General features: G+C 63.8%; 11 protein-coding genes. 9 read left to right on the forward strand and 2 right to left on the reverse strand.

The window, feature by feature from the left end; genetic code table 11:
- The first annotated feature begins 11 nt into the window (after positions 1–11).
- From frc to NCT05_RS30290, 5 genes are all read left to right on the forward strand, one after another.
- Entirely contained in the window at positions 12–1,265 is a 1,254-nt protein-coding gene (frc, locus tag NCT05_RS30270; protein WP_008346490.1) for a formyl-CoA transferase, read from the forward strand.
- A gap of 98 nt (positions 1,266–1,363) precedes the next feature.
- Complete coding sequence (locus tag NCT05_RS30275; protein ID WP_008346492.1) at positions 1,364–1,795, forward strand: PAS domain-containing protein; 432 nt, start codon at positions 1,364–1,366, stop codon at positions 1,793–1,795.
- Positions 1,796–2,067: 272 nt separating this feature from the next.
- On the forward strand, positions 2,068–3,627 hold the full coding sequence (locus NCT05_RS30280) for a Re/Si-specific NAD(P)(+) transhydrogenase subunit alpha (RefSeq protein ID WP_250503886.1): 1,560 nt from the start codon (positions 2,068–2,070) through the stop codon (positions 3,625–3,627).
- A gap of 10 nt (positions 3,628–3,637) precedes the next feature.
- Positions 3,638–5,035 carry a Re/Si-specific NAD(P)(+) transhydrogenase subunit beta gene (gene pntB / locus NCT05_RS30285; RefSeq protein ID WP_008346496.1) on the forward strand — a complete coding sequence of 466 codons (1,398 nt, stop codon included), beginning with the start codon at positions 3,638–3,640 and terminating at the stop codon, positions 5,033–5,035.
- Positions 5,036–5,051: 16 nt separating this feature from the next.
- Positions 5,052–6,101, forward strand: coding sequence for a 2-dehydropantoate 2-reductase (locus tag NCT05_RS30290; protein ID WP_008346498.1), 1,050 nt, complete (start codon positions 5,052–5,054; stop codon positions 6,099–6,101).
- Positions 6,102–6,141: 40 nt separating this feature from the next.
- Here NCT05_RS30290 and NCT05_RS30295 read toward each other — a convergent pair whose 3' ends face one another.
- The gene (locus tag NCT05_RS30295) at positions 6,142–7,518 is read right to left on the reverse strand and encodes an aminotransferase-like domain-containing protein (RefSeq protein ID WP_250479568.1); all 1,377 of its coding nucleotides are present in this window, start codon (positions 7,516–7,518) and stop codon (positions 6,142–6,144) included.
- A 176-nt stretch (positions 7,519–7,694) separates the two neighbouring features.
- Between NCT05_RS30295 and NCT05_RS30300 the strand changes: the two genes are divergently transcribed.
- The 4 genes from NCT05_RS30300 to NCT05_RS30315 are packed head-to-tail and all read left to right on the forward strand — an operon-like array spanning position 7,695 to position 11,799.
- Positions 7,695–8,978, forward strand: a complete 1,284-nt coding sequence (locus NCT05_RS30300; protein WP_008346501.1) for a hydroxymethylglutaryl-CoA reductase, degradative — start codon at positions 7,695–7,697, stop codon at positions 8,976–8,978.
- The gene (locus NCT05_RS30305; RefSeq protein ID WP_250503887.1) at positions 8,971–9,909 is read left to right on the forward strand and encodes a hydroxymethylglutaryl-CoA lyase; all 939 of its coding nucleotides are present in this window, start codon (positions 8,971–8,973) and stop codon (positions 9,907–9,909) included. The genes NCT05_RS30300 and NCT05_RS30305 overlap by 8 nt, the downstream gene beginning before the upstream one ends.
- A gap of 22 nt (positions 9,910–9,931) precedes the next feature.
- Positions 9,932–10,414 (forward strand): hypothetical protein, encoded by a 483-nt coding sequence (locus tag NCT05_RS30310; RefSeq protein ID WP_250437640.1) that lies wholly within the window; start codon positions 9,932–9,934, stop codon positions 10,412–10,414.
- Complete coding sequence (locus tag NCT05_RS30315; RefSeq protein ID WP_061133369.1) at positions 10,414–11,799, forward strand: tripartite tricarboxylate transporter permease; 1,386 nt, start codon at positions 10,414–10,416, stop codon at positions 11,797–11,799. The genes NCT05_RS30310 and NCT05_RS30315 overlap by 1 nt, the downstream gene beginning before the upstream one ends.
- A 79-nt stretch (positions 11,800–11,878) precedes the next feature.
- Here the strand turns inward: NCT05_RS30315 and NCT05_RS30320 are convergent, their stop codons facing one another.
- Complete coding sequence (locus NCT05_RS30320; protein WP_250437642.1) at positions 11,879–12,982, reverse strand: extracellular catalytic domain type 1 short-chain-length polyhydroxyalkanoate depolymerase; 1,104 nt, start codon at positions 12,980–12,982, stop codon at positions 11,879–11,881.
- Positions 12,983–12,997 lie beyond the last annotated feature (15 nt).

Consider the following 12,997-nt stretch of genomic DNA (forward strand, 5'->3'; position numbering starts at 1 on the left):
AGGAGAAATTCGTGAGCAAGAAACCACTCGAAGGCATCAAGATCATCGACTTCACGCACGTTCAGGCGGGTCCCGCATGCACGCAGATGCTGGCCTGGTTCGGCGCCGATGTCATCAAGGTCGAGCGTCCCGGTTCCGGCGACGTCACGCGTAACCAGCTGCGCGACATTCCGGATGCGGATGCGCTGTACTTCACCATGCTCAACAGCAACAAGCGCTCGTTGACGCTCGATACGAAGCAGCCCGAAGGCAAGGAAGTGCTCACGAAGCTCATCAAGGAATCGGACGTGCTGGTCGAGAATTTCGGGCCGGGCGCGCTGGACCGGATGGGCTTCTCCTGGGAGAACATCAGCAAGCTGAATCCGAAGATGATCGTGGCGTCCGTCAAGGGCTTCAGCGACGGCCATCACTACGACGATCTGAAGGTCTACGAAAACGTCGCGCAATGCGCGGGCGGCGCGGCATCGACGACGGGCTTCTGGGACGGCCCGCCGACCATCAGCGCGGCGGCGCTCGGCGACAGCAACACCGGGATGCACCTCGCGATCGGCATTCTCACGGCGATCATCGGCCGCCAGCAAACGGGCAAGGGACAGAAAGTCGCCGTGTCGATGCAGGACAGCGTGCTCAATCTGTGCCGCGTGAAGCTGCGCGATCAGCAGCGTCTCGATCGCGTCGGCTATCTCGAGGAATATCCGCAGTATCCGCACGGCACGTTCAGCGACGTCGTGCCGCGCGGCGGCAATGCGGGCGGCGGCGGTCAGCCGGGCTGGGTGCTCAAGTGCAAGGGCTGGGAAACCGATCCGAACGCCTACATCTACTTCACGATTCAGGGGCACGCATGGGCGCCGATCTGCCGCGCAATCGGCAAGGAGCAATGGATCGAGGACCCGGACTACATGACGGCCGAAGCGCGCCAGCCGCATATTTTCGATATCTTCGGCAAGATCGAAGAATGGCTCGCCGACAAGACCAAGTTCGAAGCGGTCGATATCCTGCGCAAGTTCGATATTCCGTGCGCGCCGGTGCTGACGATGAAGGAACTCGCGAACGATCCGTCGTTGCGTGCGAGCGGTTCCATCGTCGAGGTCGATCACAAGGTGCGCGGCAAATATCTCACGGTCGGCAGCCCGATCAAGTTCTCGGACCTGAAGCCGGAGATCACGGGCTCGCCGCTGCTCGGCGAACATACCGAAGAAGTGCTGCTCGAACTCGGCTATAGCAAGGAGCAGGTAGCGCAAATGAAGGAAGCGCGAGCTGTCTGACGCGCTTGAAAAGGTAACCGCTGCCGTCCACGAAAGCCCAAGACGGCAGCGGCCCTTCAGAAATCAGTCTCGATCGATACCCAAGCATGGACGACACAATGACCCCCACGATCGACTACGAACAACTCGTCAATGCGATCGGCGATGCCGTGATCGTTTCGGATGCGAGCGGCGCGATTACGCTATGGAATCCGGCGGCGCAACGCATGTTCGGCTTCACCCAGAGCGAAGCTTTGGGTCAGTCGCTCGATCTGATCATTCCGGAGCGCCTGCGCGGTCGTCATTGGGACGGCTATCACAAGACGATGGCGACCGGCGAGACGCGCTATGGGCACGATCTGCTCAAGGTTCCCGCCGTCGATAAGGCCGGACGCGCGATGTCGATAGCGTTCACCGTCGCGCTGCTGCATTCGCCGCAAGGCGAGCTGACCGGTATCGTCGCGATCATCCGCGATGAAACGGCGCGGTTTCAGGAAGAGCGTGCGCTCCGCAAGCGTATCGCCGAACTGGAGGCGAAAGTCGACGCCTGATGATTCAGCGATTCAAAGTATAAAAAGCACCATAGAGATAACGGCTCGCGTCCGCGCAACAAAAGGCGCATGAACGCAGCTCAAGGACGAAGCGGCCACCCATCCCACCGGCCGCTTCGCTCGATGCCCGTATACGCGGCTGACCGACCAGACACTGACCATTATTCGTATCTCGCGCCAGCTTTCTCGCTGATGCGAGGTTCGGCATGCTCGCCAGCCGAATGCAGGCGCGCGCCACTGAAGAATTGAAACCGTCGATTGGGAATTTAGTCATGCCAATGATGATTGCTGTGCCACGGGAACGCTTTCCCGGGGAGCGTCGTGTCGCGTTGACGCCGGAAGTAGTCGGGCATCTGCTGAAGCTCGGATTTGAAGTGAGCGTCGAGGCCGGCGCGGGCGAGCTTGCCGCATTTTCCGACGATGCCTATCGCGCTGCGGGTGCGCGAATCGTGGAGAATGCGCCGTCGCTCTATGCGGACGCGGATATCGTCGTGAAAGTGCGTGCGCCTTCCATTGCGCCCGTGGGCGATGAAGTCGAGTTGCTGCGCGAAGGATCGACGCTCATCAGTTTCATCTGGCCGGCGCAGAACGAAGCGTTGTTGACGCGCCTCTCTGCGCGCAACGTCACCGTGCTCGCGATGGACTGCGTGCCGCGCATCTCGCGCGCTCAAAAGCTCGATGCGTTGAGTTCGATGGCCAACATGGCGGGCTATCGCGCGGTCATCGAAGCGGCGCACCAGTTCGGCCGCGGCTTCATGGGACAGATCACGGCGGCGGGCAAGATCGCGCCCGCGAAAGTGATGGTGATCGGCGCGGGCGTCGCGGGACTGGCGGCGATCGGCGCGGCGCGCAGTCTCGGCGCGATCGTCCGTGCTTTCGATACGCGGCCCGAAGTGCGGCAGCAGGTGGAAAGCATGGGCGCCGAGTTTCTCGAACTGGACTACGTCGAGGACGGCAGCGGCAGCGGCGGCTACGCGAAAGAGATGAGCGCCGAATTCATCGCGGCTGAAATGGCGCTGTTCGCCGCGCAGGCAAAAGACGTCGACGTCATCGTGACGACCGCGCTGATTCCGGGCAAGCCCGCGCCGAAACTGATCACCGCCGACATGGTGCGCAGCATGCGCCAAGGCAGCGTGATCGTCGACATGGCGGCGGAGCAGGGCGGCAACTGCGAGCTGACGCGGCCGGGCGAGGCGGCATCGATCGAAGGCGTCACGATCGTCGGCTATACGGATCTGCCATCGCGCATGGCAACGCAATCGAGCCAGTTGTACGGCACCAATCTGCGGCATCTTCTGACCGATCTGACGCCGCAGAAGAACGGCGAAATCACGCTCGATACCGATGACGAAGTGATGCGCGGCGTCACCGTCGTGCTGCGCGGCGAGGTGAAATGGCCGCCGCCCAAGAAGCCGGAGCCCGCGATTGCGCCGCCCGCTGCCGCAAAGCCCGCTGCAACGATTGCCGTGACCATCGAACAGAAGCGTCGCGCGGGATGGATCGGCGTGGCCGGGCTCGCCATCGCGGCTGCGTTGCTTGCCGCGCTCGGCGCCGTTGCGCCGCCTGCGTTCGTCGCGCACTTCACGGTGTTCGTGCTGGCGATCTTCGTCGGCTTTCAGGTCGTGTGGAACGTGACGCCCGCCTTGCACACGCCGCTGATGAGCGTGACCAACGCGGTCAGCGGAATCATCGTGACGGGGGCGCTGCTGCAGGTCGGCACGCCGGATCATCTGGTCGCGATTCTCGCGGGCCTCGCGATCCTCGTCGCGACAATCAATATCGCTGGCGGCTTTCTCGTCACTCAACGCATGTTGAACATGTTCCAGCGCTAAGGAGATCGACATGCAAACTGGAATCGGAAGCATCGCCTATCTGGCGGCGAGTGTGCTGTTCATCCTGAGCCTGCGCGGGCTCAGTCATCCATCGACGGCGCGGCGCGGCAATCTCTATGGCGTCGCCGGCATGGCCATCGCGATCGTCACCACGCTCTGGCTCAACGGCGGGGAAGCGTTGCCGGCCGTCGCCGCGCTGATGGCGATCGGCATCGCGGGCGGCGCGATCCTCGCGCGGCGCGTCGAGATGACGCAAATGCCGCAACTCGTCGCGGCATTGCATAGCTTCGTGGGTCTCGCGGCCGTGCTGGTCGCCATTGCGAGCTACCTGTCGCCGGCAGCCGGCGCGGAATCGGACAGCGCGGCGCAGTCGGTCCACAACGTGGAGATCTATCTCGGCGTGTTCATCGGCGCGGTAACGTTCACGGGGTCCATCGCCGCGTTTCTGAAGTTGCAGGGCGTGGTAGGCGGCAAGCCGTTGCTGCTGCCGATGCGGCACACGCTGAATCTCGTCGGCGTGTTCGCGTGCATCGCGCTCGGCTATGTGTTCCTGACAGCGCCCGACGCCGATGTGGGCATCAGCTCGCTCTTGACGATGACCGTCATCGCCGCGCTGATCGGCGTGCATCTGGTGATGGCGATCGGCGGCGCGGACATGCCGGTGGTCGTGTCGATGCTGAACAGCTATTCGGGCTGGGCCGCCGCCGCGACGGGTTTCATGTTGAGCAACGATCTGCTGATCGTGACCGGCGCGCTGGTCGGGTCGAGCGGAGCGATTCTGAGCTACATCATGTGCCGCGCGATGAACCGCAAGTTCCTCTCCGTGATTCTCGGCGGATTCGGCACGGCGACCTCGACCGCTTCGAAGACGATCGAGGGTGAAGTCGCGCCGGTCACGGTCGATGAAGTCGGCTCGCTGCTGCGCGATGCGTCGGAAGTCGTCATCGTGCCCGGCTACGGCATGGCGGTCGCGCAGGCTCAGGCGACGATCAGCGAGATCACGAAGAAGCTGCGCAGCAAGGGCGTGAACGTGCGATTCGGCATTCATCCGGTGGCGGGCCGCTTGCCGGGGCACATGAACGTGCTGCTCGCGGAGGCGAAGGTGCCCTACGACATCGTCCTGGAGATGGACGAGATCAACGACGACTTTTCCAACACGGATGTCGTGCTGGTGATCGGCGCAAACGACATCGTGAATCCTGGCGCGCTGGAGGATCCGGGCAGTCCCATCGCCGGGATGCCCGTGCTCGAAGTGTGGAAGGCGCGCACCGTGGTCGTGTCCAAACGAAGCATGGCGGCAGGCTACGCCGGCGTCGACAATCCGCTCTTCTATAAGGAAAACACGCGGATGCTCTTCGGCGATGCGAAGGGCAGTGTCGATGCGTTGCTCAGTCATCTTGGCGCTTGAGATAGGGGTCTAAACGATGAAGATCTGTGTGTATGGCGCCGGAGCGATCGGTGCATATATGGGCGCGCAACTGGCGTCGGCGGGCGCGGACGTGAGCTTCGTTGCGCGTGGTCCGCATCTCGCGGCGATGCAGGAAAACGGTGTACGGCTGCAAATCGATGGCGGGGAACGTGTCGTCAAGGTCAGATGCGCGTCGGATCCGCGCGAGCTGGGTCCGCAAGACTACGTGATCATCGCGTTGAAAGCGCATTCGGTGCCGGGCGTCGTCGGTCAGATCCAGACTTTGCTCGGACCAGAGACGGCTATCGTCACGGCCGTCAACGGCATTCCGTACTGGTACTTCTACAAGCATGGCGGCGAGCTGGAAGGCTCCACGCTCGACAGCATCGATCCCGGCGCGAAGCAATGGAACGCGCTCGGACCGGAGCGTGCGATCGGTTGTGTCGTGTATCCGGCGGCGGAAGTCGTCGCGCCGGGCGTGATCCGCCATGTGTACGGCAAGAAGTTCCCCATCGGCGAACCGAATGGAGCGCGCAGCGAGCGCGTTCAGAAGCTGCATGAAATCATGAGCGCGGCGGATCTGGATGCGCCCATTCGGGAGCGTATTCGCGATGAAATCTGGCTGAAGCTCTGGGGCAACCTCTGCTTCAATCCGATCAGCGCATTGACTCATGCAACGCTCGATGTCATTACGAGCAATCCGGCCACGCGCGCCGTGTCGAAAGCGATGATGCTGGAGGCGAAAGCGATCGCGGATCGCTTCGACGTGCATTTCCGTGTCGATGTCGAAAGACGTATCGATGGTGCGGGTGCGGTCGGCGCGCACAAGACGTCGATGCTCCAGGATCTCGAGGCCAACCGGCCGATGGAAATCGATCCGCTCCTTACCGTCGTCCAGGAAATGGGGCGTCTCGTCGGGCAGGCGACACCGACGATCGATACGGTGCTCGCGCTCATCAAGCTGCGAGGACAGATGGCGGAGCCTTCGCTTCAATCGGCGGGACAATCGACCCCCGTGGCCGAGAAGTCTTCGCGGACCGGCCTGGCAGCAGTAGCCAGCGCGTAATTGCAGCGTAGCGACACGTCGGGCAGGCATGCCCGGCGTTTCAAGGCGCGAGTGCGTTCGAGAATCGCGGGTCGCCGAGATACGCGACATTGAAGCGAAACCACGGCGAAACGATGTTCGCGTGCGCGGAAAAAATCGTCCCCGGCGCGAGGATCACGTGCTTGCCGAGCATCTCCTTCGCGAACGCTATCGAATCGTCGTGCGCGGGCAAACGCGCCCATAGATAAAGACTCTGATCGCTGACCTTGAAGATGGTCGCGCCAAGACGCGTCAACGCTTCGACGCCCGTCGCCGTCGCGCGTTTGAGGCGGTCCTGCAAGCGGTTCGTGTGACGCAGAAAGTGTCCGTCGCCGACGATCGCATCGAGCGTGCGCTCGCAGTATTCGCTGCTGCTCACGTGCGTGAGCATCTTCACGTCGGCGAGATCGCTGGCGAGATCGGCATCGCAGGCGAGAAAGCCCACGCGCAGCGCCGCCGACACCGACTTCGAAAAGCTGCCGATATAAATCGTGCGCCGCAATTGATCCAGCGCGCTGATGCGCGTCGCCGAGCGCGGCTTGAGATCGGCGAGGGCGTCGTTCTCGACGACGATCAGATCGTGCGCTTCCGCCAGTTGCAGAACGCGGTGCGCCTTCGCCGCGCTGATGTCCGTCGCGGTGGGATTGTGTCCGACCGATTGCGTGAAGAAGAGCCGCGGCCGATGCGTCTTGAGCCGCTCCTCCAGCGCCGCGATATCCGGCCCGTCGACCGCGCGCGGCACGCCGACGATATTCGCGCCCGACAGCTTCAGCTTGCCGAACAGCGCGTAATAGCCGGGATCGTCGACGAGCACGGTGTCGCCCGGGCGCACGAAGTAACGCACGACCATGTCCATCGCCTGATTCGCGCCGTGCGTGAGGACGATCTGTTGCGGCGCGGCTTCGATCTCATAGCCGGCGAGCTTTTGCTGCAGATGCTGACGCAAGGGCAGATAGCCGAAGCGGCTGCCGTAACGAAACAGCGACGCGACACCGGTTCGCACCACGCGCTGGTGGAAGTGATCGAGCCGCGTCTCTTCGAGCCATGCGACGGGCGGAAATCCCTCACCGAGATTGAGAAAGTCCGGCTTGCTCTGCAACTGTTCGCGCATGAGCCAGACCGAATCCATCGCGCGATCGAGCGTCGGCGCATCTTCGTCATGCTGCTGCGGCTTCGCCACGCTCGCGACGTAAAAGCCCGCGCCGCGTCGCGGCTCGATGAGACCGTTCGCCGTCAGCATGTCGAATGCGCTGATGACGGTGTTTTTCGCGCAGCCGTTCGCCTCAGCGTATTCCCTGATCGACGGGAGTTTGTCGCCCGCGCGCAGCACACCTTCCGTGATCTGTCTGGCGAGATTGCCCGCGAGTGTCGCAGACAGGCTGGGCTTCTCATGCCGCATCGTATCGACCTGTTCTGAAAACGATCCTGCTGTCATGGGTACAGCAAGGTCACTGTTTGTCGGAATTGTACCTTTGAAATGGGTACAGTCAGCCTATTATTCGCTCACCCGGTGCGTTGCTGCAAGCATCGAAAGCGAACACTCACGACACACATCCAGACAGAAGAGGAAGACACATGATCGATTCGAAGTTGCCGAACTTCCGCGCGATGTCGCCCGCGCAACGCCTCTCGCACATCGCGCAGGCAGCGGACCTCGACGACGCCGAGCACGCGCTCCTCGCGAAACCCGGCGCGCTGCCGCTCGAAACCGCGAACGGCATGATCGAAAACGTCGTCGGCACGTTCGAATTGCCGATGGCGGTGGCGGGCTACTTCCAGATCAACGGCCGCGACGTGCTGGTGCCGATGGCGGTCGAAGAGCCGTCGATCGTCGCCGCGGCGTCGTTCATGGCGAAGCTCTCGCGCGAGGCGGGCGGCTTTCGCACCTCCAGCACCGGGCCGTTGATGCGCGCGCAAGTGCAGATCGTCGGCGTGTCGGACCCGTATGGCGCGCGGCTTGCGATTCTCAAGCATCGCGACGAGCTGATCGAAATGGCGAACGCGCGCGACAAGGTGCTGATCGGTCTCGGCGGCGGCTGCCGCGACATCGAAGTGCACGTGTTTCCGGACACGCCGCGCGGCGCGATGATCGTCGCGCATCTGATCGTCGACGTGCGCGACGCGATGGGCGCGAACACCGTCAACACGATGGCCGAAACCGTCGCGGGCCGCATGGAGGAAATCACGGGCGGCAAGGTGCGTCTGCGCATCCTGTCGAATCTCGCGGATCTGCGCCTCGCGCGCGCGCAGGTTCGCTACAGTGCGGCCACGCTGCAAACGAAGGAATACGCGGGCGAGGACGTGATCGCCGGCGTCGTCGATGCGTATCTGTTCGCGGCGATCGATCCGTACCGCGCCGCCACGCACAACAAGGGCATCATGAACGGGATCGATCCGGTGATCGTCGCGACGGGCAACGACTGGCGCGCGGTCGAGGCGGGCGCGCACGCGTACGCGAGCCGCGGCGGGCGCTATACGTCGCTGACGACGTGGGAAGTGGCGAACGACGGCGACCTCGTCGGCACGATCGAAATGCCGATGCCCGTCGGACTCGTCGGCGGCGCGACGAAGACGCATCCGCTCGCGCGTCTCGCGTTGAAGATCATGAACGTGGGCTCGGCGCAGGAACTCGGCGAGATCGCCGTCGCGGTCGGTCTCGCGCAGAACATGGGCGCGTTGCGTGCGCTCTCGACGGAGGGCATCCAGCGCGGCCACATGGCGCTGCACGCGCGCAACATCGCGCTGGCAGCGGGCGCGAGTGGCACGGATATCGACTGGGTCGTGAAGAAGATGGTCGCCGCGCGCAACGTGAGCGTCGATTACGGCATGAGTCTTCTGCAAGGGCCGCGCGATGAATGAGCTGCCAAAGCGCGTACGCATCGTCGAAGTCGGTCCGCGCGATGGCTTGCAGAACGAACCGTCGCACGTATCGGCCGATGTGAAGGCCGAACTCATCGAGCGCCTGATCGATGCGGGCGTGCGCTATGTCGAAGCGGCCTCGTTCGTATCGCCGAAATGGGTGCCGCAAATGGCCGATGGCGCGCACGTGCTCGAACGCGTGCGCGACAAGGCGCGCGCCACGCACACGACGCTCGCCGCGCTCGTGCCGAACATGAAGGGCCTCGACGCCGCGCTCGCATCGCATGTCGATGAAATCGCGGTCTTCGCGGCGGCATCCGAATCGTTCTCGCAGAAGAACATCAACTGTTCGATCGACGAAAGCATCGCGCGCTTCGAACCGGTGATCGCGGCGGCGCGCGAGGCGAACGTACGCATTCGCGGCTATGTATCCTGCGTGCTCGGATGCCCGTTCGAAGGCGAGATTGCGCCGCAAGCCGTCGCGCGCGTCGCAAGGAAGCTCTTCGACATGGGCTGCTACGAGATCAGTCTCGGCGATACCATCGGCGCGGGCACGCCGCGAAAAACCCAGGCGATGCTCGACGCGTGCATCGAACACATTCCCGTCGATGCGCTCGCCGGTCACTTCCACGATACGTGGGGCATGGCCGCCGCGAACGTGCACGCGGCGCTGCAACGCGGCGTCGCGGTGTTCGATGGCTCGGTATCGGGCATCGGCGGATGTCCGTATTCGCCGGGCGCGACGGGCAACGCCGCAACGGAGGACATCGTCTATTTGTGCGAGGGCATGGGCATCGAGACGGGCATCGATCTGAACGGACTTGTGCAAGCGGGCGCGTTCATTTCGACGGCATTGAAGCGCGAAACGTCATCGCGCGTGGCGCGCGCACTCGAGGCCAAGCGTCAGCGACAAGAAAAGCAGTGCATCTGATCACTCCATTCAAGGAGGAGACATGGAACAGCAACTCGCCGCGCACGAGCGCGGCCGGGCGCTCTCGCAAAGCGCCGAAACGACGGAGTATCAGCTCGTCGAAATATGGGGCGATACCGTCGATACGCGGCATCTCGCGTGGTCGGTCGTGCTCGGCATCGCGATCAGCTACGGCGCGTTCGCCATCGCGAATCGCGTGCTCGCCGCTTATGTGCCCGATGCCGCGATGGCCCGCGCTTACGCGATGCTCGTCGGCCTCGCCGGATGCCTGATCGCGGGCGCGGTCTGCGCGAAGCTCTTCAAGCCGAAGCGCGAAGTGGTCGAGGAAGCGCACGGCGCGGCGGGCCGCGAGGAAGTGCTGAAGCAGCTCGCGAACGAAGCGGGCGGACTCGGGCGCGTCGCGGACCTGCCGCCTTCGGTCGTCGCGGAAATGAAGGAGCTCGGTTTGTACGAGCTTTTCGCCGAATATGAACAACGCGATGAACAACGCGAAGGAGCGCGCTGATGGAACCGTTCGTCACTCAACTGCTCGTCGCGCTCGGCATGGGACTCATCGGCGCGATCGTGTTCTCCGGCATCGGCCTCATTTCGGGCACCGATGAAACCACGACGCTCGCGCCGCTCACCTTGCTCGTCGTGCTGCTCGGCGTGCCGCCCGTCGGCGTATTTTCCTTCTTCATGGCGGGCGCGGTGTCGAAGCACATGACGCACGCGATTCCGACCGCCTTGCTCGGCATTCCCGGCGACACGCTCGCCACGCCCCTGCTGCAACAGGCGACGATGCTGCGCAACCTCGGCGTGCCGCATATCGCCCTGCGCAAGATGATCTCGGGCGCGATCGTCGCGGCGTTCGTCGCCGTGCCGCTCGCGGTGCTGTTCGCGGTGCTGCTCGCGCCGTTCGGGCCGGTCATCACGAAGGCCGCGCCGTGGGTGTTTCTCGCGGCATCGGTCGCCATTGCGTTCTTTTCGTCGGGACGATGGGCTTCGGTGTTTCTGCTCGTGCCGTTCGTGCTGGTGATCGTCGGTCTTCAGGCGCTCACGGGCAAATACGGCGTGAAGCTCTCGGTGAGCTACTTCCTCGGCATCGCGATCGGGCCGCTCATCGCCGATCTGTTCTCGATACTCTCGCCCGCCGATCGCGCCCGCATGCGCCGCGAACGCGTCCGCACGTTCTCGCTCGCGCCCGACGTGAAGGGCTGGAGCGGCTACTTCCCCAATCCGATGAAAGTGCTCGACGGCCAGCAACGCGGCTGGGTCGCGGCCACCGCGGCGATATCGAGCGCGACATTCGTGTTCAGCCCGGTAGCGATGACGGTCGTGCTCGGCGAACTCGTCGGCTCGCGTGTGAAGCATGCGTATCATCGCCTGACGACGGTGATCTCCGCGCGCAACGGCGTGACCGAAGCGACTTACATCGCCGAAGCGCTGATTCCGCTGATCGCGTTCGGTCTGCCGCTGAGTCCTGTCGCGGCGGGACCGGCCGCGCCGCTATTCAACGCACCGCCGCGCTTTTTCGTCGATACGGCGACGGGCCACATCAACAATCTGCATACGTTGATGACGACGTGGCAGTTCCTCGGCTTCGGCTTGCTCGCGGTCGTGCTCGCGGCGCTCGTCGCGTATCCGCTGTCGATGAACTACGCGCATCGCGCGGCGTCGTTCGTCGCGAGGAAGCTGAGTCACGAGGCGATCATCGCGACGTTCGTCGGTCTGATCGTCGTAATCAGCGTGTGGGAAGGGCAACTGCTCGGTCTGCTCGTGATTCTGAGCGTGGGCTTGCTCGGCGGATTGCTGTCGCGCAACTTCGGCTTCAATACCGGCGTGCAGTTCATGGGCTATTACACGGCGGTGTTGAGCGTGCCGGCTTTGACGAAGGCCTTCGGCGCGTGACGCGATGCGCGCTGCGTTTCGTTATCCGACCGGCGGCAACCGGTCGGACGCCGCCGATCGAGGGCGCAAAGGCGACCGCTCACTGCCGGCGCGGATGTTCGAGAAAGAATCGCAGCATTTCGGCACTGGCGTCGGGGCCGGACGGATCGGTATAGCTTCCGCTTGACGAGCCACCGGACCACGCATGCGGCGCGCCGTGGATGATCCAGAGTTCTGCATCCACCCCGGCTTGCGACGTCATGTGCCGGACCGTATGTTTGCGCGCCCGGCCGTCACCGCTCGACGCGCGGGCGGGTGTCGCTTCGCCCGCAGAAAACTCGCGTACCAGTTCGTTGGCGTTCGAAGGATGCACGGTAGCATCGGCATCGCCGTGAAAGACGATCAGCGGGCATTGCGACGCCTGCGCGTGATGAATGTCCGCCCGGCCGGCTTTGCGCGCCTTGGATCGGGCCTTGCCGCCGCGCATGGCCGCCAGCGCCGATGGCAAGTCGTGCGCGCATCCCACGGGCAGGCCCGAGTGAATGCCTGCTGCCGCGTAAAGGTCGGGATAGGTTTGCGCCACGATCGCCGCCATTGCGCCGCCGGCCGAAAGCCCTGCAACGAAGACGCGTTTCGGATCGACGTCGTGATCGGCCATCACCTCTCGCGTGATGCCCGCGATCAGCGACGGCTCGCCGTGGTCGCGCTGCTGGTCGCCGTGCCTGAACCAGTTCCAGCATTTCGACGTATTCGCGTTCTGCGGCTGGATCGGATAAGCGACGATAAAGCCGTGCGTTTCGGCGAGCGCGTTCATCCGCGTGCCGGATGCGAAGTCGTCGGCGTCCTGGGTGCAGCCGTGCAGCATGACGATCAGCGGTAAAGGATCCCGACGTGAATGAGCGGGAACGTAGACCTTGTAATCGCGTTGACCGGCGGCGCCGACATAACGACGCGTGCTGAAGTGCCCGCGATCCTGCACGTCCGCATCAGTCCGCGTCTTGCCGGCGTGGCGCCGGGGTTGCAAGAGATCGGCGAATCGCGCGGTCGTCGTGTCGTCCTGCGGGTTAGGGTGCGCGGTTGCCGTGTCCGTCCGTTCGCCGCGCATGGCGCGTTTGACGATTTCCGCGGCCGCGGCGGGATCGTTGCTGCGAAAGAGCGCGAATGCCTCTTTCATCGAGTCCAAAAAACCTTCGTTGAGTTTCATGTTCATTCCGTTAGC

It is taken from the genome of Caballeronia sp. AZ7_KS35 (genome assembly GCF_023631045.1).
Taxonomy (GTDB): domain Bacteria; phylum Pseudomonadota; class Gammaproteobacteria; order Burkholderiales; family Burkholderiaceae; genus Caballeronia; species Caballeronia zhejiangensis.

What these genes read in the sequence shown, in the direction of transcription:
- NCT05_RS30315 (WP_061133369.1), top strand. Translation starts at nt 10,414, where the DNA reads ATGGAACCGTTCGTCACTCAACTGCTCGTCGCGCTCGGCATGGGACTC.
- NCT05_RS30275 (WP_008346492.1), top strand. Translation starts at nt 1,364, where the DNA reads ATGACCCCCACGATCGACTACGAACAACTCGTCAATGCGATCGGCGAT.
- NCT05_RS30320 (WP_250437642.1), bottom strand. Translation starts at nt 12,982, where the DNA reads ATGAAACTCAACGAAGGTTTTTTGGACTCGATGAAAGAGGCATTCGCG.
- NCT05_RS30295 (WP_250479568.1), bottom strand. Translation starts at nt 7,518, where the DNA reads ATGCGGCATGAGAAGCCCAGCCTGTCTGCGACACTCGCGGGCAATCTC.
- NCT05_RS30300 (WP_008346501.1), top strand. Translation starts at nt 7,695, where the DNA reads ATGATCGATTCGAAGTTGCCGAACTTCCGCGCGATGTCGCCCGCGCAA.
- NCT05_RS30290 (WP_008346498.1), top strand. Translation starts at nt 5,052, where the DNA reads ATGAAGATCTGTGTGTATGGCGCCGGAGCGATCGGTGCATATATGGGC.
- NCT05_RS30280 (WP_250503886.1), top strand. Translation starts at nt 2,068, where the DNA reads ATGCCAATGATGATTGCTGTGCCACGGGAACGCTTTCCCGGGGAGCGT.
- NCT05_RS30305 (WP_250503887.1), top strand. Translation starts at nt 8,971, where the DNA reads ATGAATGAGCTGCCAAAGCGCGTACGCATCGTCGAAGTCGGTCCGCGC.
- pntB (WP_008346496.1), top strand. Translation starts at nt 3,638, where the DNA reads ATGCAAACTGGAATCGGAAGCATCGCCTATCTGGCGGCGAGTGTGCTG.
- NCT05_RS30310 (WP_250437640.1), top strand. Translation starts at nt 9,932, where the DNA reads ATGGAACAGCAACTCGCCGCGCACGAGCGCGGCCGGGCGCTCTCGCAA.